This window comes from Burkholderia catarinensis, assembly GCF_001883705.2.
Lineage (GTDB): Bacteria > Pseudomonadota > Gammaproteobacteria > Burkholderiales > Burkholderiaceae > Burkholderia > Burkholderia catarinensis.
This window is the reverse complement of sequence record NZ_MDEQ02000002.1, coordinates 373809-395486: the sequence shown is the minus strand read 5'-3', so window position 1 is coordinate 395486 and position 21678 is coordinate 373809. Positions and strand designations below refer to the sequence as shown.

At 62.3% G+C, this 21678-nt stretch carries 17 protein-coding genes; 2 read left to right on the top strand and 15 right to left on the bottom strand.

The genetic code is table 11. The features are described from left to right. Positions 1-18: 18 nt before the first annotated feature. Together BFF94_RS04960 and BFF94_RS04955 are read right to left on the bottom strand one after the other, a co-directional pair. Positions 19-4068, bottom strand: coding sequence for a TOMM system kinase/cyclase fusion protein (locus BFF94_RS04960; RefSeq protein ID WP_219139050.1), 4050 nt, complete (start codon positions 4066-4068; stop codon positions 19-21). Then, on the bottom strand, positions 4065-5066 hold the full coding sequence (locus BFF94_RS04955; RefSeq protein WP_128850683.1) for an FHA domain-containing protein: 1002 nt from the start codon (positions 5064-5066) through the stop codon (positions 4065-4067). The genes BFF94_RS04960 and BFF94_RS04955 overlap by 4 nt, the downstream gene beginning before the upstream one ends. 782 nt (positions 5067-5848) lie before the next feature. On the opposite strand from BFF94_RS04955, the gene BFF94_RS04950 reads away from it, so the two are divergent. Then, the gene (locus BFF94_RS04950; protein WP_128850685.1) at positions 5849-6178 is read left to right on the top strand and encodes a DUF2384 domain-containing protein; all 330 of its coding nucleotides are present in this window, start codon (positions 5849-5851) and stop codon (positions 6176-6178) included. A 115-nt stretch (positions 6179-6293) separates the two neighbouring features. Here the strand turns inward: BFF94_RS04950 and BFF94_RS04945 are convergent, their stop codons facing one another. From BFF94_RS04945 to BFF94_RS04910, 8 genes are all read right to left on the bottom strand, one after another. Further along, the gene (locus BFF94_RS04945) at positions 6294-6614 is read right to left on the bottom strand and encodes a DUF4148 domain-containing protein (protein ID WP_128850733.1); all 321 of its coding nucleotides are present in this window, start codon (positions 6612-6614) and stop codon (positions 6294-6296) included. 182 nt (positions 6615-6796) lie between these two features. Beyond that, entirely contained in the window at positions 6797-7255 is a 459-nt protein-coding gene (locus BFF94_RS04940; protein ID WP_128850688.1) for an MEKHLA domain-containing protein, read from the bottom strand. A 283-nt stretch (positions 7256-7538) separates the two neighbouring features. After that, positions 7539-7925, bottom strand: a complete 387-nt coding sequence (locus BFF94_RS04935; protein WP_128850692.1) for a BON domain-containing protein — start codon at positions 7923-7925, stop codon at positions 7539-7541. A gap of 41 nt (positions 7926-7966) precedes the next feature. Continuing rightward, the gene (locus BFF94_RS04930; protein ID WP_128850695.1) at positions 7967-9088 is read right to left on the bottom strand and encodes a porin; all 1122 of its coding nucleotides are present in this window, start codon (positions 9086-9088) and stop codon (positions 7967-7969) included. Between the two features lie 194 nt (positions 9089-9282). Continuing rightward, a complete protein-coding gene (locus BFF94_RS04925) occupies positions 9283-10335 on the bottom strand; it encodes a beta-keto acid cleavage family enzyme (protein WP_128850697.1) in 1053 nt (350 codons plus the stop codon). 29 nt (positions 10336-10364) lie between these two features. Continuing rightward, positions 10365-10913 (bottom strand): RBBP9/YdeN family alpha/beta hydrolase, encoded by a 549-nt coding sequence (locus tag BFF94_RS04920; RefSeq protein ID WP_128850700.1) that lies wholly within the window; start codon positions 10911-10913, stop codon positions 10365-10367. Positions 10914-11013: 100 nt separating this feature from the next. Next, the gene (locus BFF94_RS04915; protein WP_128850703.1) at positions 11014-11862 is read right to left on the bottom strand and encodes a TauD/TfdA dioxygenase family protein; all 849 of its coding nucleotides are present in this window, start codon (positions 11860-11862) and stop codon (positions 11014-11016) included. A 166-nt stretch (positions 11863-12028) separates the two neighbouring features. Then, the gene (locus BFF94_RS04910; protein WP_128850706.1) at positions 12029-13000 is read right to left on the bottom strand and encodes a quinone oxidoreductase family protein; all 972 of its coding nucleotides are present in this window, start codon (positions 12998-13000) and stop codon (positions 12029-12031) included. A gap of 209 nt (positions 13001-13209) precedes the next feature. Here BFF94_RS04910 and BFF94_RS04905 point away from each other — a divergent pair, with 209 nt between their 5' ends. Further along, entirely contained in the window at positions 13210-14244 is a 1035-nt protein-coding gene (locus tag BFF94_RS04905; protein ID WP_128850735.1) for an AraC family transcriptional regulator, read from the top strand. Between the two features lie 9 nt (positions 14245-14253). On the opposite strand, the gene BFF94_RS04900 is transcribed toward BFF94_RS04905, so the two are convergent. From BFF94_RS04900 to BFF94_RS04880, 5 genes are all read right to left on the bottom strand, one after another. Next, positions 14254-15921, bottom strand: coding sequence for a fatty acid--CoA ligase (locus BFF94_RS04900; RefSeq protein WP_128850709.1), 1668 nt, complete (start codon positions 15919-15921; stop codon positions 14254-14256). Between the two features lie 56 nt (positions 15922-15977). Further along, entirely contained in the window at positions 15978-16304 is a 327-nt protein-coding gene (locus BFF94_RS04895) for a Rieske (2Fe-2S) protein (RefSeq protein WP_128850712.1), read from the bottom strand. Between the two features lie 68 nt (positions 16305-16372). Next, positions 16373-18418, bottom strand: a complete 2046-nt coding sequence (locus BFF94_RS04890; protein WP_128850715.1) for an acetoacetate--CoA ligase — start codon at positions 18416-18418, stop codon at positions 16373-16375. Positions 18419-18475: 57 nt separating this feature from the next. Next, positions 18476-19816, bottom strand: coding sequence for an MFS transporter (locus tag BFF94_RS04885; protein ID WP_128850717.1), 1341 nt, complete (start codon positions 19814-19816; stop codon positions 18476-18478). Positions 19817-20022: 206 nt separating this feature from the next. Further along, positions 20023-21075 carry a beta-keto acid cleavage family enzyme gene (locus BFF94_RS04880; protein WP_128850720.1) on the bottom strand — a complete coding sequence of 351 codons (1053 nt, stop codon included), beginning with the start codon at positions 21073-21075 and terminating at the stop codon, positions 20023-20025. Positions 21076-21678: the final 603 nt, after the last annotated feature.

Below are 21678 nucleotides of genomic sequence, written 5' to 3'. Positions count from 1 at the left end.
ATTGACGAATGGAACCACTTACGGCAACGACTGCAACGTCGCTTCGGCGAGCCTGGCGATCCGGCCCATGCCCGCCGTCGTTGCAATTTCGACTGCGCGCCGGCACGCGTCCAGCGCGGCCACGCCGCCGCAGCGCGGATCGGCCCGGCGCAGGTACTCGCACTGCTTCAGCAACAACTGGGCTTCGTAATACCGTTCCCCGGTCGACTCGCACCATGCGAGACACTCCCGGATCTGCGCGAGCGCGGCGTCGTAGTCGCCGCGCTCGGCATCCAGCTCGGCAAGCAGCGACGCGTAGTAGGTCAGCCCGAGCAGGCCGCCCGACTGCCGCTGCGCGTCGAGATGCGCGACGACGCCCGCGCGATCCCCTTGCGTCCACGCATGGATGATCGCGGCGTAGTGCCCGACCGCGCGCAGCCGGTGCGCCTCCGACAGGCGGAGAATCGCTGCCGACAACGATCGCGCCGCGTCGCGATCGCCCGCGAGCTGGTACATGCGTGCGAGGTACATCATCGTGACGCCGAGCGTCGGCAGATGGTCGAGGCACGTCGCGCAATACACGGCTTCGCGCGCCATCGCGAGCGAGGCCTGCGGGTCGTCGTCCATGCACCAGCGCACGCTCGCGAGCGACGCCATCGTCCATGCGCGCGTATCGAGCCCCAGGATGCGCCGGTGGCCCGCGTCGCGTCGCACGTCATAGCCGGCCAGCACCGCGTCGAACTCGGCACGGGCGCGCGCATAGTGGCCGTCGACCCACAGGCTCATGCCGCGCATCGCGTCCGCCGCGACCTGAACGCCGGCATCGCCGCGCTCGGTCGCGAGCGCGTCGAGCCGCAGGCCGATCCCGCGCACGGTGGAACGATCGCCTGCGACGTGAAAGTAGGTCGACAACGTCCATAACGCGCTGATCTCGAGTTCCGGATCGTCGAGCGTCTGCATTTGCCGCAGCAGTTGCTCCGCATGCTCGCGCACCTGCGGATCCGCCCAGCCGAATCGCGCCATCGTCGCGTGCGTCAACGTGGCGCGGATGCGCGCACTGTCGTGCTCGCGCTGCGCATAGTCGGCGGTGCCGAGCCAGTCGAAAACGGCCTGCCCGTAGCGGATCGCATCGTCGTACCGGGAACGTTCGAGTGCGCGCCGCGCCGCGTCGATGCCGTGGGCGATCGCGTCCGCGCAAGCGCCTGCGCGCGCGAAGTGCCCGGCGACGCCGAACGCATGCGCACCGGCGCCGCGATCGGCTTGCGCGACCAGCGCACGGCCGACGCGCGCATGGTTGCCGCGCCGCACGGCCGGCGGCATCGATTCATACGCGGCGTCGCGAATCAGCGCATGGCGGAACGAATAGAACACGCGATCGCGCCGATATTGCGCATACACGATCCGCTCTTCGAGCAGCAGCCGCAGATGCGCGTCGAGCGTGGCCCGATCGTGCGGCGATGCGTCGGCGAGCAGTTGTGCATCCACCTCGAGCCCGATGGTCGCGGCGAGCTGCGCGGTGTCGCGCGCGCCGTCGATCCGGTCGAACGCAAGACCAAGCATGCCGCCGAGGCTGAGCGGAAGCGGATAAGGGTCCGTTGCCCACGGCCCTGCGTGCGAACCGTCCGCGCCGCTCATCGTCAACTCGCGCGCGACGGCCTCGATAAACAGCGGGATACCCGCCGTGCGATCGGCAAGCTGGTCGAGCCACGCCGGATCGAACGCACCCTGGCCCAGGTGCGCCGACATCAGGCGCTGCGCGTCGTCGCGCGGCAGGCGGCGCAGCACCACGCGGTCGGTCGCGCCGCGCCAGCGAGCGAGCTTGTCGGGGCGCGACGTGAGCACGATGCACAGTGCCGCTGCGCGCGGCGAGCGCTGCAGATACGCGAGAAAGTCCTCGGTCGAGCGATCGATCCACTGAACGTCCTCGATCACGAGCAGCACCGGAGCGCCGTTGCCGAGCGACACGATCAGTTGCTCGAGGACGTCGAACAGCGCGTGCTGCTCACGCACGCTCGACCACAGGAGTCCCTTCGCATCGCAGGGCAGCCCCAGCCAGGTCGCGAGCGCGACACGGGCTGCCGCATGATCGCAGTCGAGCGGCGCGATCATCGCGTCGATCGCCGCGAGCGCGACGCCGGGCGGGCTATCGGCATCGATATGCCAATGCGCGCCGATGAACCGCAGGACCGGAAACAGCGCGTGGTTCTCCCGCTCGGGCAGGCACCCGCCATGCGCGAAGGCGTGGCCCCGGGCCCGGACGGCCTCGCACAGCTCGTGGACGAGCCGCGACTTGCCGAGCCCCGCGTCGCCGACGACGAGCCGCGGCACACCGTGCGGCGCAGGCTCGCCGCGCATCGCGCGACGATGGCGCCCTTGCGTTTCCCGCCACGCGCGCAGCAGCGCGTCGAGTTCGCGCGTGCGGCCGACCATGGGCGTGCGCATGCCGGCGTCCAGCGAATCGAACGGCGTATCGGCGTGCCGCTCGCCGAGCAATTCATGAACCGGCTGCGGCATGAGGCCCGCCCGCGCCAGCCGCAACGCGGTCGGCCGGGAATCGGCATGCCGTTCGAGCGCGAGCCGCGCATCGTCGCTGATCAGAATCTGTCCGGGCCCGGCCAGCCGCAGCAGCCGGGACGCCGCGGCTGGCGTCGATACGCCCGACATGTGCGACGCATGCGCGAGAACCTGCCCGACATGAATCGCGGCGGCCACTTCGACCCGCCAGCTTTCTCCTGCTCCGACGAAGCGGGCGCCGGCCGCCGCCGGCACCGGCAGCCGCGCGCGCCCGGCTTCCCGCACCATGTCGAGCGCCGCCCGCACCGCGCGCCGCGCGGGCCGGTCGATATCGCCTTGCAGGCCGAAATGGAACAGCAGCGTGTCGCCGAGCCGCCCGCCTGCGTGCGCGCCATAACCGACGGCGATATCGGCACACTTCGTCAGCCACTGCTCCTCGTAGCCGTCGAGCGCATTGCCGTGCTCGGTTCCGGCATGGCGTTGCCGGCCCTCTCCGGCGATCGTCACGCAACAGCACAGCGTGGTGATCTGCCGGTACTCGCCGACCGCGGCAATCGTCTCGCCGTGCGGTGCAAGCGGGCGCTGACGCGTCTGCCGGCTCGCGCGACCGGCATCGAACTGGCCGACGAGCGCGGCGAAGTTGAGCGCACGAAACTGCGACGCGAGCGCGTCGGCCGACGCGGCACGCTGCTGCGGATTCTTGTTCAGCGCGTGCCGCAGTACCGCGCCGAGCGGATGCGACGCGATCGACGGCGGGAGCGCGACATCGACGGGACTCAGTTGCTGATAGAGGATGTCGGCCACGCTTGCGCCTTGCATGACGACATCGCCCGTCAGGCATTCGATCACGATCAGGCCCCACGCATACAGGTCGCTTGCGGGCGTCGGCGGCTCGTTGCGCAATTGCTCCGGCGCGCAGTAGGGTGGCGAGCCGAGCACCTCGGTCGCCAGCGTCGCGGTCTGGCACGCGATGTCTTCGGTACCGGGCAGCAACGCACCGATGCCGAAATCGAGGAGCTTCGCGTGCGGCCCGTCATCGGCGATCGTGATCACGATGTTCTGCGGCGTCAGGTCCCGATGCACGATGCCGCGCCGATGGGCGGCCGCGAGCGCGTCGAGCACCTCCGTCATCAGCCGCCCGGTGTCGACGGCCGACAGCGGCCCCTCCGCCGCGAGCCGGTCGCGCAGGGTCCGGCCCTGCACCAGTTCGAATACGGCGAACAGCCGCCCGTCGGGCGCCTCCCCCTGATCCAGCAGCGCCACGATATTCGGATGCCGCAGCGCCTCGCACAGGCTCGTCTCGCGCCGGAAGCGCGCACGCCGGCGCACGCGCTCCGCCGCGCTCAGCGCGGCATCGTCCCGCATCAGCTTGATCGCGACGTCTTGCCCCGTCTCGTCGCAGGTCGCGCGAAACACCACGCCGTTGCCGCCTTCGCCGAGCAGCGCGCCGAGCCGGTAATGCCGTTTGCCGGCAAGCTCGGCGAAAGGCACGGCGTGCTGCCGCGGTTCAACGGCGTGCGGCCCGGCGGGCGCGCGCAATGCGGTCGGCAACACGGCCGGTTCTCGCGCGTTCACGAGCAATGGACAGCCGGGCCCGGCGCCGCACGCTGCACGCCGATACGCGGCCCGGCGGCCGGCACCGACTGGCATTCGAGGTGCTCGCCGCGCATGATGCGGAACGGAAAATCGCCGAAGCGGACGCTGCCGCGCCGGCGCTCGACGAGCTGGCTCGCGCCCAGCCCCGGCAGGGCCGCGAACTGGCTCCGCGCGCGGTGAATCTGCACGTTGACATGGGACGTATCGATGCCGAGCATGCGCGCCAGCCGGTCGAGTTCGATCCACCCTTGCGTGGCGGCGTCGTAGCCGGCCTGCATGTCGGCCGAGCGTGCGCGGGCGAGCGTGACGAGGCTGTAGTGATGGGCCCGCTCGCCGAGGTCGACCACGCCGCCGCGGACATGCAGCAGCATGCGCACGTGCTCCTCGTTCCGGCTGACGAAGAATTCGAGCAATTGCGCCGGCGCGGCCGGATCGGCGGGTGCGGCGAGCATCACCGTCGAGCCGTTGCGCACGAGTGCGAGGCGCCACGCGAAGTCGCCGGTCGACACTTCATCGCCGTCATGGAGCGCGCGCGGCGGCAACGTGTCGTCGCACAGCCATTCGCCGGCCGGCGAACGAACGATCGTGACCGGCTGCGCGGCAGGGGCAGGCAGGATCTGGCGCGGCGCGAGCACGATCGGGGCCGCGGCGCCTCGTATCGGCCACAGCGTATCGGCCGGATCGTCGAGCGTCTCGACACGCCAGGGCGCAATGCCCGCCCTGCCGAACCGGATCACGTCGCCTTGCTGCAGCACCGCGTGCTCGCCGTCGCGCAACGCGACGCCCGATACCGACGTGCCGTTGCTGCTGTGATCGTGGAGCTCCCAGAGCCCGCCGACCCAGCGGATATGGGCATGGACACGGGACACCGACCCATCCCGGATGACCGTGTCGCAGCGCGCGTCGTCGCGGCCGAACACGTGATACGCGCGGAGCAGGCATGCTTCTCCGGAAGAATCGTTCTTGAGTATCGCCATGACTGCCCCGTGTCGGATTCGCCCGGATCGCTCGAGCGGCGCATCGACGCCGCCGGGCAAGCGAGTGATTCAATGATCGCGAACGGTGCCGACTGTTCGCCGCCTCGTTACCTGTTTTCTGGTCAGCTTCCTTTCCAATCGTTGCCCAGGCGCCGCGCGTTATTTCGATAAATTGAATTGTCGAGCGCTTTGTTGTTTTAAAATCGGACAACCTGATGAAAATCCTGCCAAATAAAATCACGCACCGCAACCGGAATACCCGGCCCGGGATTTTATATTGCAATGCTTTACATTTTCGATGGATCTTCGGGTCGCAAATAAAGGGTCGAAATTCTTCATCGCCGTCAAACTACCGCCCGACATGCGTTATCCGGGCATGACGACATTGAATGACGGGGTGGACTCAACGACCTTTGCTGCCGCGGAAATTTTGTTTGATCGGCCGAAAATTAAAATTAAATCGTTTCTGTAATTTGAACAATGTTCGCCGATGTTTTTAAAATCGACATTACTTAACTTATTCCGAAATCCTGCAGCGCCACTGCGAATGTTTCGCGAGATCGTCGGCAAGCGCATGCGTGTCGGCACAGCCGTGCGTCACGATCAATCAATTGAATGACCGCAACACCGGATCCGGCACCGGCCGGCCGGTCGCCGGGATCGACCCGCCGCCGACATTGACGGAACGCACGGGCAGGAATTCTCGCCGCAAGCAGTTGTAGGTTCGCAAAAAAGGTGACATCGCCTACGACTCCCCGCCACCCAGCGGTTTCGAACAGTTCATGGCGTCCCTCAGGGATCCGGAGAGCGCGGCGCCTATCGTTTCGGCACGACGCTTCGCAGCGGCCTTGCATATCGATATGCAAACGCTCGCGCGGCTGGCCCATGTTCATCGCAATACGGTGAGCCGCCTTGCCGGTTCCGAAAGTGTGCAAAAGTACCTTCGGGAAGCGCTCCGGATCATCCGAGCGGCGAATGATATCTCCGGGAACATGCAGAGCACGCTCTTCTGGTATAGCAATGAGCCGTTGCCAGCCTTCGACTACAAGACTGCAGAACAGCTCGATCGGGAACCACCGATGTTCAGAAAGCACGGCGTTACCATGCGATAGTTCGCGAAAGATGTTCCGATCAGGTGAAACTCGAGAGAATGGCTTTCGATGGAAGTACTACGCAGTCTGACGGAACGCACCACGCGTTCCGTCCGTTCCAGTGTCATCGGCCCGTTCAATGGTGTTCAAAGAGGCCCGCTGCATCGTTCGACGCGAACGACACCGATGCGCCGCGGCCGTTGAACGCGTGCGCACTCGCATTTGACTGCGCAGGCCGCGCGTCCGGTTTTTGCGCGGCGACCTTGGCCTCCGCCGCCTGGATGTCATCCGGATAGTACGGATCGCTGCCGACCGGACGATACCCGGCACTTTCGACACGCACGAGGTCGGCACGCACGTCTGCACGCGTGAGAGGACCGCCGGCGGTTTGTGCAAAAGCAATGATGGGAGCGCTCAATGCGCACGAGATCAGTACTGCACGAATCAGAGTCTTCATGATATTCACCTGTTGGAGGGATATGACCGAATCCGGGAGAGGTTTGGGTGCTTCGCTCTCCATCCAGTGCGATGAAGAGTGCGACTCCATTCTCGGGGGCGGGCACTTTCCAGAAGGTGAGCCGTTGATTACGAATTCGTTATCTGGTCCCGATTTCGGGGCACGCGTCAGGTTTGCGGAAACTACCCAATGGCGCGCACCTCCGGGATCATCGCTGCCTGACCGCAGTGATTCCCGGCCGGATCCGTGAGTTGCCACACCGTCGCGTGATCGATCCAGAAGCGTGTGCCGGACTTGGTGATACGTATTCCGCGATATCCCGACACGAAGCCGTCTCGCGCGACTTGCTCGAGAAACAACTGGCGTTCACTTCGCTCCATCGGCTCCGCCGAGAACCGTGAAGGCAGTGCGGTCAGGTCATCCCAGTCATATCCGAAAATGGCTTGCGCGCGCTTGTTGCCGTAGACGAACACGGGATCTACCGCTACATCGTGCGCGAGAATCCCGAAAGGTGCTTCCTCGTACAGCCATGTCGCAGCTTCGGACGTGCCCATCCCGGCAGGAACGAGCGACTTGTCGAGCAGCCGGTGGTAGCTGTCCGCAAGGATGCGGAAGAAGTGAACGTCGATGCGCGATGACATTGCAGAAAGCTCCGGAGAAGGATTTCGAACATTAATAGTATGACGATTTCAGGCGCACCATCATATTGCCCGTGACCATCTGCCGTCGTCTGATCAGGATGACCTCTGCCGGTGCCGGCGACATGTTTCGCTCGAAAATGTGGCGCTTCAAGAACAGTACGGCGGGGCAACCCACAAAGCGGGTTGCCCCAAGAAAAACAACAAGCAAACTTGCAATTCCCTTCGCAGCCAATAAGCCAGTACAACTAACCCCGGCTGAGATTGGCACGCGTTGACATTCTTGTTATTGCCCTAACGGACGCTGGATCGCAACTTTATTAGTCACCGATGTTACGCCGGCGACGCTCTTCGCGACATTGCCGACCGTTTCAATCTGTGACGCTTCGGCCACCGTACCGTTCAGCGTGACTGCGCCGCCTTTCGCGGTAACGCTGATGCTGCCCGCGTCGATCTCCTTGTGCTGCGCGAGCGCCGCGTATACTTTGCGCCGCAGCGCGCGGTTGGCCTGCCGCAAGGCTTTTGCCGATGTTCCGCCGGACGCGGCGACCGCTGCGCCGCCCGACGTATTCGCCGATGCCTCGACAGGCGCGCTCGCCTGCGCCGACACGTCACTCGTCACCGCCGCGATCACGATGCAGAGTACCGCCCTGATGCCGTTCATCGTCTTCATCGTCGTTCTCCGTTTCGTCTTCAAATTTCCTCTTTGCTTCGTCAGAAGCTATGCCGCATGCCGATCATCGCGGCCGTCGTCGACACACCCGGCGCGACTGGCTGGCCATACGTGATCGTCTGGTTCATCGTGCCGCGGTTCGCGACGTAACCGACCTGCGCATACACCATCGTGCGTTTCGACAGGCTGTACTCGGCACCCGCCGCGTATTCGCTGGAATGGTTCGCGCCGTTGTTGCGATCCTTCAGATAGTAGTACCCGGATGTGATCCGAAAGTACGGCGTGAACTGGCAGCCGAGACCACCCGAGATCATTTCGTAGTCCGCGAGTTTGGTGTTTGACGGATTCTTGCCGATCGCATACGACGCCGACACCGACAACCCGCGGAACGTGTATTTCGCGCCCAGGTAATAGAAGCGGTTGTTGTCGAGGCCAGTCGGAGTCGCCGCTGCCGCGTTCGTGTCGTGGGCGTTGTAGTACACCGCCGCGAGATTGAGCCCGTAGTTCGAATACTTGAGCACCGCCGACTCTCGTGTGCCGCCCTGGATCTGCCCCGCAACCCCGCCCGGCGCATATTCGAGCGCAACTGACGCGCCGTAGAACTTGGGCGATTGATAGACGAGTGCATTGCTGTCATACAGCGCACCGATCGGCACATTCGAGTTCGTGCCCGGCCAGCCGGCGACCTGGTTCATACCAAGCCACGCAGTCAGGATGCTGCCGAAATACTGCGCATTGCGCGCGTCGGTTTCGGCCATCGCATAGATCATTGGCGTGAACTGGCGTCCGGCATCGAACGAGCCGAACGGGCCGGAGATACCGATCGTCGTCTGCTGATTGAATACGGAGGTACCGCCCGTCGTGTCCGAGAGTCCGAGTTTTCCAGTGCCGCTGTTAAACACACCCTGCAGCCGAAAGTTCACTTTGTAGCCACCGCCGATGTCCTCCGTACCCTTCATGCCCCAGATGCTCGAATAGATACCGGCATCCTTGAACGCGAACACGTGTCCATTGTTACGTGCAGTCGGGGCGAACGACGCCGCTGACGTACTTTGATACAGCAAGCCGGAATCGATCACACCGTACAGCGTAACTGACGACTGCGCGTGCGCCGCACACGCGAATACCGCGAGAACTGCCCCACCGCTCCATTTCAGTTTCATCGACGTCTCCGCTACTTATTGTGATTGTCGGGTTACCCCGATCTGATATCGACCGACCTCCAAACGAACCGGGATCGCGGATCCCGGACGACACACTCATTGCTCGTACATCCATTGCAAGACGGCGGCCTTTCAGCGACCAGCGTCAGACTACGGGCGTATCGAGTCACCCAGAGTCACGACGCTTCGGATTGCTATGCGACCCACGACGGCTGCCCAAGCACGCCGCTCTTCCGGTTCGGGAGATAGCCGACCTTCATGAGCGTCTCGTCGGTGGACTCGTACCATTCGCCGATCCGGTAAATGCGCCGTGCCTCGTCCGCATCGGCTACTTCGCGATACAAGCTGCGCGACATGTTCGCCATGCGTTCTACCTGCTGCACCGATGTCATCCTTTCGCCCTTGCGTCCCCACAGCGTGTCTTCGATGCCGCAGCGCACGTGGAATCCCATCGCAATCGCCATCGTCGTCAACGGATGAACGTAGCGCATGAAAGATTCGACCGTGAATACCGCGTTATCCGGCAGGCGATTGATCATTTCCAGCATGTTCCGCGGATTCGGCCCCTCGGATCCGCCGCCGAGCTGCACCCAGTTCACCACCAGCGGTCCCTTGTAAATGCCCCGCCGGATCAGGCGCTCGATCGATTCCAGCTTGGCGATCTGGCCGATCATGAAGTGCGGCTGAATGCGTGCGGCCTGCAGCCGCTTGAGGTGCTCCTCGACGAACAGCGGTCCGGCCTCGTACGACATGTTGCGATAAGCCTCGAAGTAGGCCGGCTCAGCGAGGGAGGTTCCCGCGAATTCTTCCTTGGGATGAAGCTCGGTGACGTTCATCGTGGCGTTGTTGACAACGATCGTCACCTGGTCCGGCTTGGGGTCGAGCGCGGCCAACATGTGCCGCGCGTCATCCGACAGCCATTTCGCCGCCTGCCCGGAGTCTTCCGGTGCGAACGAAATGGAGCCGCCGACTTGCAGGATCATCTTGGGTACCGCGTCGCGCAACCGGGTGAGCAGCTCGTTGAACATCGACAGCCGCTTGCTTCCCTTTCCATCGGCTTCGCGCACGTGTACGTGCAGCACGGTCGCCCCGGCGTTGTAGCAATCCACCGCCTTCTGAACCTGCTCGTCCATGCTGACGGGGATGTCGTCGGAATCGCCCGGAAGAAATTGCGGCCCATATGGCGCTACCTGAATAACTAAGGGTTCCTGATTTTCAGGCAGCAGCGAATCATCGAGAAATTGCACGATTGTCTCCTTACTTGAAGTGGCAGGGATCAGCGCAATGCGTGGATCAGCTCTTCCGCCATCGGCCATTCGCCGAATCCGGCCGCCGGATTCAAATGACCGACGTTTCCGAGGTCGACCAGACGGCTTCCCCAATCGACGGCAAACTCGGCGACGCGATCGAAGGTCGCCAGTGGATCGTTGCGGCTCGCGGCGATAACGCTCGGAAACGGTAGCGTTTTACGCGGAATCGGCAGCCAACCGTTCTGCTCCAGAATCTCGCGCGAGACATGCCCGTGCGGCAGTGGCGTCTCGAGATCGGGCGGCGTGGCAAGCAGCGCACCAAGGATCTCCCGTCGATGCTTGTTCGCCCAATGCACGGTAATCATGACGCCAGCGCTATGCGCAACCAGAATGACGGGGCCGTCGACGCGGGCGAGTGTCGCGTCGAGCGCGGCGACGCGCGCCGCGCAGCTGAGCTTGTCGGTCTCGAGCGGTTCGACCGAAATCGAATTGCTCAACTTTGCTTCCAGCAGCGTTTGCCAATGTTCGGTCACATGATCACGCAGCCCGGGTACGATGACGATTGTCGGTTCCATCCGGCAGGTTCTCGGTGCGCTCGCCGATCGGCGAAAATTGATTCGAAACGGGCGCTTGCCAGCAACGTAGAGTCGGGTTCCACGAAGCGCCCGCGAGCATTCAATAGGGCTTGGTGCCGATGATTCCGGCACGATCCATCTTTCGATAGCACGGCGGGTAATCCATCACCGCGTAGTGCTGCGTCGCGCTGTTATCCCAGATCGCAACGCTTTTCGGCTTCCACCGCCACCGGACCTGATACTCCGGGATATACGCCTGACTGATCAGGTAGCGAAGGAGATCCGCGCCTCCTGGGTTCGCATCCTGCCCATATCGAACATGCTCCGCGGTGTGGAAATTGGTGAAGTGCGTGGTGAATACGTTCACGTACAACACCTTCTCGCCCGTTTCCGGATGCGTACGCACGACCGGATGCTCGGCGTCCGGATACTGCGCCTTTAGCGCCAGACGGTTCTCCATCGGCATCGACGCGCCGAAGGTGGCCTCGATGCTGTGACGAGCACGCAGATTCGCAATCTTGTCCTTGATAGGGTCAGGCAGCTTTTCGTAGGCAAGCGCCATGTTTGCCCACATTGTGTCGCCACCGATCGGGGGACATTCGACACACCTGAGCACCGCGCCGAAGGGCGGCGCTTCCCGCCACGTGGCATCGGAATGCCATGCATTTTCGTAGCGGTCCGGTCGTTGATCCGGCGTCTTGTAGATTCGGACAAGGCCCGGATGCTCGGGGTCGCTACCCGCGACCGGATGGCCCTCGAGGTCGCCGAATCGCTGCGCGAAGGCCACATGCTCCGCGCTGGCGAGATCCTGGTCTCTCAGAAAGAGCACGCGATACTTAAGCAGCGCCTCGCGAATCTCCCCGAACAGACCGTCATCGTGAATCGCATCTGCCAACTTCACGCCCGTCAGTTCAGCGCCCAACGCATAGGTCAGTTGCTCGATATGCATAACACAAAGTCTCCTGAATCTTCTTCGGAGCACGGCGCCGTGCGCTCCTCGTTGTAATTTCAAACGCCATCGTCGTGCAGTCGCGCTGCAAGGGTGCCTCCGCTGCAACGTCTCGCAATGACGTGCATGAGAAGCCCCTTCGGACTCGCGCGGAACTATGCCGAAGTCATGGCACCAGCACGGTGGCGCCAGTCGTCTTCCGCGACTCGAGCATGCGATGCGCGTCGGCGGCATCCGCCAGCGCGAAGGTCTGTTTCGGCTCGCTCTTGATTTTTCCTTCGAGCACGAGATCGAACAGTTCCTTTGCCATCGACAGCATGTGCGACCGCGGAGTCGCGTAGTGCACCATCGCCGGACGCGTGAACCAGATCGAACCTTTCAGCGCGCGCGCCAACGCATCGATATGGACCGGTCCGGAACTCGTGCCATTACTGACGAGCGTGCCGCGCACCTGCAGGCTGTCGAGCGATGCCTGTAGCGTGTCTTTTCCGATGGAGTCGAAAACGACCGGCACGCCCTTTCCGTCCGTCAGCTCGCGCACACGCTCGGCAATGTTTTCGCGCGACGTGACGATCGTATGCGTACAGCCGTTCTCCTTGGCAATCTCCGCCTTTTCATCGCTGCTGACGGTGCCGATCATCGTTACGCCGAGCGCACGCGCCCACTGGCAGGCGATCAGCCCAACGCCGCCGGCAGCGGCGTGATACAGAATCGTTTCGCCGCCCTTCAACGGATAGACCTGACGAAACAGGTATTGAGCCGTCATGCCCTTCATGATGAGCGTCGCCGCGGTTCGATCGGAGATGCCGTCGGGCAGCGGAATCAAGACCCCGGCAGGCATCACGCGAACGTCGGAATAGGCGCCCTGCGGGCCCATCAGGTAGCCGACGCGATCACCGACCTTGATATCGGTCACGTCGGGTCCGACCGCCTCGACGACACCGACTGCATCCGAACCCAGACCGTTCGGTAGCTGCAGCGGGTAGTAGCCCGTGCGGTGATAGATGTCGATGAAGTTGACGGCGATGTGGCTATGCCGGACGCGGGCTTGTCCCGGCCCCGGTTCGCCGACCTCGACCTCTTCGAGCTTGAGGACTTCCGGACCGCCGATTTCGTAAAGACGGATTGCATGTGGCATGTGAACTTCTCCATGAATGGCATCTGTAGTGGGGGTCGTGCATCGTGGCCCTGCCTGGGCCGATCGCCTTGCTCAAGGTCTTGATTTACCGAGCGGATGCGCGACGAACTGTTGTTGGCTACTATATGGCAACCCGTAAAGTCGATTTTAGTTTTGGCGCCGTTTTCTTCATTTTTCGCGCCAGTTCGTATAAACCCCGAGGCCCCGCGATGGCAACCGCTCAGCGCAGTGAAGTGACAGCAAATGAACCCAAGGCCCGGGCAGCCGCGTTGACGCATTACATCCAGGTTGCGCTGCGACACGGGCTACCCGCGCACGACCTGTTGCGCAAGTTCGGGCTCGATCCGGCGATGCTGATGAACCGGGAACAACGCATCTCGTTCCTGGCGGTTTGCAAACTGCTCGAGACTTCCGCATCCGAGTCCGGCTGCCTGTCTTTCGGCATCCAGATGGCGAAGGCACGCACAGCATTCGATTTCGGGGTCATCGGTCTGCTGCTGGCGCACAAGCGCACGCTTCGCGAGGTGCTCCTCGCGATGCTGCAATATCGTCACTTGCTGAATGACGCGCTCGGGCTCTACTTCGAAACGACCGGATCGAGGGTTGTGATCGGCGAGCAGATTCTGTGCGACACGGGTGAATGGCCACGGCAAACGGTCGAGCTTGCGATCGGTGTGCTGACACGAACCTGCGCGGCAATTCTCGGCCCGAACTGGAAGCCGATCAGTGTCCACTTCACGCATCCGGCACCGCCGGACCTGCGCGATCACCGGCATTACTTCGGCTGCCCGGTGATGTTCGGCAGCGACTTCAACGGGTTGATTTGCCTCGATAGCGATCTGGATCAACCCAATCCGATGGCGGATCCGGAACTGGTCAGATATGCGGAGGGATTGGCGAAATCCGTCGACGTGGAAGGTTCTCCGACCATCGACGCGGAAGTTCGCAACACGATCTATTTGCTGCTACCCGTCGAGCAGGCGGACATCGAGCACGTCGCCCGCCAGTTGCATATGAGCGTGCGCTCTCTGCAGCGACACCTGGCCGAAACGAACACGACGTTCTCCGATCTGATCGAAGAAGTGCGGCATGATCTCGCGATTCGCTATATGAGCAACCGGCGGTATTCGATCGGACGCGTTGCCGCGCTGCTCGGCTACACGAGACACGCGTCCTTCACTCAATGGTTCACGAAGCGATTTGGCATGGCGCCGAAATCGTGGCGAAACGAGCACTGCACGTAGAAGCGGCGGCTACGCAGCCATCTGGCGCAAGCGCTTCTTGTCGATCTTGCCCACACTCGTTTTCGGTATTTCTTCGACAAAGACGATGCGGCTCTCTTCCGGAACAGCGTAACGACTGATCCGATTCGTCTCGACGTGCTTCATCAGGTGTTCGCGGACGACGGGCGCGCTCACTTCGCGGTCGGCTCCTCTTACCACGAGCGCCATCGGCCGCTCGCCCCATTTCACGTCGGGCACACCGATCACCGCGCACTCGACGACGCCCGGCACGAGCGAAATCAAGCGCTCCACGTCGATCGACGACACCCATTCGCCGCCGGTCTTGATCACGTCCTTGATACGGTCCACGATCTGCACGAATCCATCCGGATGCATCACCGCAATATCCTGCGTGTGGAGATAGCCCCCCGCCCACAACGCCTCTGACGCATCCGGCTTGTTGTTGTAGCCGCCCGTCAGGAAAGGCGCGCGAAGAATGATCTCCCCAGGACTCTTGCCGTCGCGCGGCACGTCGTTCATGTTTTCGTCGACGACGCGAAAGTCGACCATCGCAACAGGGCGCCCGGTCGAACAGCGCATCTGCAATTCCTTGTGGTAATTGGCGGCCGTGTCGTCCCGATTGCGCGATGCGAACCCCGGCAGCAATTGCGCGAGCGCGACGATCGGGCCTGTTTCCGACATGCCATACCCGGTGAAGACGTCGATGCCGCGCGCCATCGCCGCATCGCAAAGCGAGGGCGACAGCGCAGAACCGCCGATGATGAGCTTCCACCCCGACAGTGCGCTGTTGCCTTCCGGAGCGGCCTGCAGAAGCATCTGGAGGATCGTCGGCACGCAATGAGAGAATGTGACTTTCTCCGTTTCGCGCAATCGGAGCAACACCTCCGGTACATAGCGGCCGGGCAGGACGGTCTTGAGCCCCAGCATGATCGCGATGTATGGCATCCCCCATGCGAGGACGTGAAACATCGGCGTGATCGGCATGTAGACATCTTCGCGATGCAGCCGCTGCCCGTCGCGCGGCGCGCACAAGCTCATCGCGGTCGACATCGCATGCATGACGATGTTCCGGTGGCTATAGCTGACTCCTTTCGGATCCCCGGTCGTTCCCGTCGTATAAAAAACCGCGGCCTTCGTGTTCTCGTCGAACTCCCCGAATACGAACTCCGGCGACGCCCGCTCCAGCAAGGCCTCATATTCGCCTGCAACCGGCAGGTCGGTCTTCGGCATCGGCTGGCCGTCTGCCAGAACAATCACGCGGCGTACGAACCGCAGCTCTCCCCAAATCCGGGACAGCATCTCGACAAAATCCGCATGAACGAGCACGACTTCCGCTTCCGAATCGTTCAACGTGTAAAGGATTTGTTGAGGCGACAGCCGCACGTTCACCGTGAAGAGCGTCGCTCCCATCATCGGAATCGCGAAATAACTCTCGAGATAGCGATGACTGTCCCAGTCCATGACCGCGACGGTCGACCCGTGTCGAACGTCGAGCGACGTCAGTGCCGACGCGAGCCGGCAAAGACGACGATCGAAGTCGCGGAAGCGGTAGCGCAATTCACCACGATACGTGATCTCCTGGTCGCCATGGAGGCTTCGGGCATTGAGCAGCAACTGCTTGATCAGAAGCGGGTAGTTGTAGGCCGACGGCGTCGCGGCCACCAGATTGTCTTGCATGTGTGTCTCCACCTTGCGCGGGATATGTCTTGGCTATCGAATGGCCGGATCGTGTTTCAAGCCGTTCGAGACGGTTCGCCGACGAGCATCACGAACTGTCCGTCCTGCTCCTGAACAGGAAATTTCTTCGGACAAAGTCCCGACGCTTTCGACTCGATACCCTCGCGCAAATCGAAGCGCATTCCGTGTGCAGGACAGCGCAGCACGAGCCCCTCCAGTTGGCCGCTGGCCAGCGACGCACCGTTGTGCGGACACGAATTGTCGACCGCCAAGACCTCTCCATCGACGTTGAAGACGACGATGCTGGCTCCATCGACAAAGACGAGCTTTCGCTGCCCTGGACGCAGTTCGTCAACAGGTGCGATTGGGATACAACGTGACATGGCTTACAGTCTCCAGCAGAATTTCGAACGCCATCGAAGTCGACGGGGCGCTTCACCGATTGCGGGCACTATTGGGGTGACGAGAGCTTGTGAGCATCACCGAATCGCTCTACGCAGCCCGGCGCGAACTCGCGGAACCAGGCCAGGCTCTCCGGATTCGCCATCGTGTCGGGGTTCGCTACCTTCTCGATCGGATGCCCCAACAGCAGCTTCTTGATCGGCAACTCCATCTTCTTGCCGGACATCGTGCGAGGAATGGAGGGCACCTGAAGCACTTCGTTCGGTACATGCCGTGCGGATAGCGCTGCCTTGATCCGATCACGGATCGTCGCGGTCAATTCCGGACTCAGTTCCACGCCCGGGCGCAACACCACAAACAAAGGCATATAGGACTCGCGCCCGAGGTATTCGAGATCGACGACCATGCTGTCCAGCACCTCAGGCAAATCTTCTACCGCGCGGTAAAGCTCGCTCGTCCCCATTCGGATACCGTATCGATTGATCGTTGCATCGGAGCGGCCGTAGATAATTGCGCCACCACGCGGCGTGATGCGCACCCAGTCGCCGTGACGCCAGATGCCGGGGTATGTGTCGAAGTAGCTGTCGTGGTAGCGTCGATGACCCTCGTCGTTCCAGAAATAAAGCGGCATGGACGGCATCGGCGCGGTGCAGACCAATTCTCCGACCTCGTCGATCAGTGCTTTGCCTGTGTCGTCGAAAGCCTCTACACGGGCACCCAGGCAGCGGCACTGCATTTCACCGAGGTATACCGGCAACGTCGGCACGCCGGCAACGAAACAACCGGCGAAGTCGGTGCCCCCGGAAATCGCGTTGATCCACACGTCTCCGACATGATCGAGAATCCATCGGTAGCCTTCCGGCGACAACGGAGACCCGGTGGACCCCACAGCGCGCAGATGCGAAAGATCGGTGACATCACGCGGCTCCACGCCAGCCTTGACGCAGCTCTGGAAGTACGCGGCGCCGGCGCCGAAGAAGTTGATCCGTGCGTCGCCGACGAAACGCCACAGCGCGTTCATATCGGGGTAGCCGGGGTTGCCGTCATAAAGGCATGCGGTCGCGCCGGCCAGCAGCCCACCAACCTGAAGGTTCCACATGATCCATCCGGTGCTCGCATTCCAATGAAATCGATCACCCGGACGCAGGTCGAGATGGAGCGTCGTCAGCTTCACATGCTCGAGCACAATCCCGCCATGCGAATGGACGATCGGTTTGGGCAAGCCCGTCGTGCCCGATGAATAAACGATCCAGAGCGGATGATCGAACGGAACATCATCGGCCAGTAGCGGTGCATCACCTGCGATTGCGTCCGCCCAGTCAACGCCATGCACGAAGGAAGCGGCGCGAGCATGCGGATCGAGATTCGGCACCAGGACGACATGCTCCACGCTCGGCAGTTCGCCAAGCAATGCATGCAGCAATTCGCGCCGGTCGTACGACTTGCCGCCGTACCGATAGCCGTCGACCGCGATCATGACCTTGGGTTCAATCTGGCGGAAACGGTCCAGAACGGCAAGCTGCCCCATGTCTGGCGCGCACGCCGACCAGATCGCGCCAACGCTGACCGTCGCAAGGAACGCCACGATCGTCTCGGGCGTATTGGGCATGAAAGCGGCAACGCGATCGCCACGCTCCACGCCCAGTCGCCTCAAGGTAGCCGCAAGCGCAGCGACTTGCTGCTCCAGCTCGTCCCAGCTCAGGTCGCGCTGATCACCCGACTCGTTGCGAAACGAAATCGCGGGCGAGGTCTGATCAGCATGCCGAAACACTTGCTCGACGTAATTCATCCGTACACCGGGGAACCACTTCGCGCCCGGCATTGCGGTGTCGACCAACGCGTCGCCGCGCGGCTCGACTGAAATGATGTCCGCCCAATCCCACAGGGCAGACCAGAACGTGTCGACATGGTCGACCGACCAGCGCCAAAGCTCGGCGTAGTTGCCGAAAGACAAGTTGCGCTCGACGAAGAGCCATTGCATGAACTCCGTGATGCGCGCCGAATCGATCGTCTCGGCGGAGGGCAGCCAGGCAGGCTGGTCCGTCGTCAAAGCGTTCGGTGAAGCCGACTGAATTTGAGTGCTGAAGTGATTCATCGCCAGTCCAGAATGGAAGCCGAAATTCGACACGTTTGGTCAACCCGTGAGCATCGATCAAGCCGATACCGCAGTGGGCGATACAGGGGGCGCGACCGCATCCAGGTGAACCCCGACGACCCGAGCCATATCGGATTCGTAGGTGCGCCGTGCTCGCAAGAAACACAACGCTGCGACAATGCCGAACGCCGGCATGATCGCGAGTGCGGTCTGCAGGCCCCACATATCGGAAAACAAACCGCCCAGAATCGGGCCGACGGCAAGGCCGAAGAGATTCTGGAACAGCGACAGAATCGACGCGCCGGTCGCACGAACACCCGGGTGGACGACGTCGTAGATCACGCCCGCCGACGGCGCCAGCGTGCAGGTCATCAGAAATCCGCCGAACGCGACGAGCAGGAATTGATGCGGCGACGACGCCGCCACCGTGAAAGCAATCAGGAAGACCACGAACGTCACCACGGCAAGCGACGCCACCATGACGAGCTTCCTGGTATGCCCACGAGTACCGAGGCGATCCGCAAGATTGCCCCACAGAATCCCTCCGATTGCACCGCAAAGCACGACCAGCGCGGCCTCCCGTGCCGCCCGATCGGGCGCGGCCGAATGGAATCGCATGAAATAGCTCGGCAGCCAGGACCAGATGGTCGACACGACGATCAATTGAAAAGCCGCACCCAGACACGTCCACCAGATCGTCGCCGAGCCGAGGAGCGTTCCAGCGACCTGACGGACGGTGGCCAATGCCGCCGGACGTGCTTGGCCCGAATGAGGCGTCAGCGCGACGGTCTTGTAATCCGGGACCAGCAGATACAGCAGCGCAAGTACGAGACCCGGCACGCCCACAACGCCGAATGCCGCGCGCCATCCCCAGTACTTTGCGACTTCCGCGCCCAACAACACCCCAAGCACGGAACCCAGCGACGCAGCGGCCAACAGACCGCCCTGAAGCGTTGCGCGCAAGCGCCGGGGAAACAGGCTGGCGAGTAGCGCGCCCCCCACCGAACCGTAGCCCGTTTCGCCGACGCCGACGAGCGCGCGTGCGGCGAACATCTCACCGTAGTTGCGCGCGAACATGCACGAAATCGACGCGAGACTCCAAAGCGAAGCCATCAGGAAAATGCTTTTGACCCGGCTGACGCGGTCCGCCAGCAACGCTACAGGTAAGCCGCCCAGCGCGACGACAATCGATATGACCGAAACGAGCGCACCAAGCTGTTTGTCGGATAAATTCCAAGCCAGCTTCAAGTGGGGGAACAGAGAAACGACGACCTGGCGGTCGATGTAATCAAACAACATCAGCGCGAACGTCATTGCGAACGCGAACCACGCACGAGGACGGCTGACGAGGTAATCGTCACGATCCGCGGCCTGATGTTCGGTTGGATACAAGCTCATTGATGTCTCCGGCATAAGGACATTCGCGCAAGTCGATGCCTCTTTGATATTTGCCAATACGTCGATGCAGTCGATACGACTGCCGGGGCTGCCCCTTGGGGCGCCCCGTGTCTCCTCTTTGTTCGGTTACTTCAGAGCGACTGTCGAGCTGTGCATGCCTGATCGGCAGCGCGTTCCGGGCGGGGCGCTTGCCGCGCCCCACACCTTTATGCGGCGCGCAATGGCACGCTTTTCACGCCGGGGGCGCGATTAGGCGCCATGCCGAGCTTCCGCAAGGTTTCGTCCGTGCTGCTCCAGAACTTGCCGGTCTGGTAGATGCGGTGAGCGTCTTCGCCAGTGGCAATTTCGCGGTTCAATTCACGAGCGATGCGAACCATCTTCTCGATTTGCTGCACCGACGTCGCACGCTTGCCGTCCGGACCATTCAGCGTGTCCTCGATACCGACACGAACGTGCAGTCCAAGCGCGATGGCCATGGTGGTCATCGGCACCACGTTGCGGTTCAACGACTCGATCGTCAACACGGCACCATCCGGCGTACGGCGCACGAACTCGAGCATGTCCGCCGGGTGCAGGCCGGATGCACCGCCACCGATCGCCACATAGTTCAGAATCAGCGGCCCCTTGTAGACACCCGAGCGAATCATGCGCTCGACAGTTTCCAGGCTCGCCATGCCACCAAGCATGAAATGCGGCTGAATGCCGTTGGCAACCAGCCGCCGGATGTGCTCTTCGTGCCACGACGGATTGGAAGGAACAATCATGTCACGATACGCAGCCTGCATGGCCGGATCGGAAAGTGAGGTTCCTGCGTAGTCCTCTTCTCTCATCAACTCCATCAGGTTCATCTGCGTGGTGTTGATCGCGACCGTCACCTGGTCCGGCTTCGGATCCAGATTGGCAAGCATGTGCCGCGTATCGTCGCTGAGCCACTTGGCAGCCTGACCGTCGTTTTCCGGCGCGAACGAGATCGAACCGCCGACCTGCAGCACCATTTTCGGCACCGCTTCGCGCAACCGCACAAGCATCTCGTTGAACATCGACAGGCGCTTGCTACCCTTGCCGTCGGCTTCGCGCACGTGGACGTGCAACACGGTCGCCCCGGCGTTGTAGCAGTCGACGGCTTTCTGAACCTGCTCGTCCATCGTCAGAGGGATATCGTCCGAATCGCCGGGAATCCATTGCGGCCCATAGGGTGCCACCTGGATGACCAATTTTTCCTGGTTTTCCGGCAACAGGGAATCGTCTAGGAATTGCATGTCTCGTGCTCCTCTTCGGTGCGAGTTGTGTTCGAACGCGGCCCGGCGGTATGTAGTCACGCGATCCGCGACTGTCGAAGGTCGATGGAAAGCGCGTCGAGCCGTTGCTGGAAACTATATGGCAACCCGGGAAACCGATTTTAGTTTTCATGCCAATTTTTTCTTTTTTCGCGCCATATCGCGTAAACCCCCAAGTCTCCCTTCGCTCGAAAATCGCCCTCCAATTTGCTCGAGCGGAAAAAATAGCCGGCGCTAAGGTCAGCGTATAGATCGCCGAAAGGGCCAGCATCGACGATCGATACGTCACACGGTCGCTTCAGTGAACAAATTTCCGGACATGGCGCCAGCTTCTGAAGAAGTTCTATCTGTCCGAGCATGGTGTCGTTCAAGCAGGCCGCATGGTCTGTCTGAACAGGAGACGGCCAGAGTCCGGAAGCGGACGCGCAATTGTGATCAAGCGAACATCCGTAACGGCCGAGAGGCCGCGACGACGTTGGCGCAAGAGTGTGTCCGATTGAGTTCGGAAGCGACCGTCGAGATCGCGCTAGCTTGACCGGCCGTTTCGGGTCGCACGAAGCCTTTGGCGTCGCCCCGGAATACAGT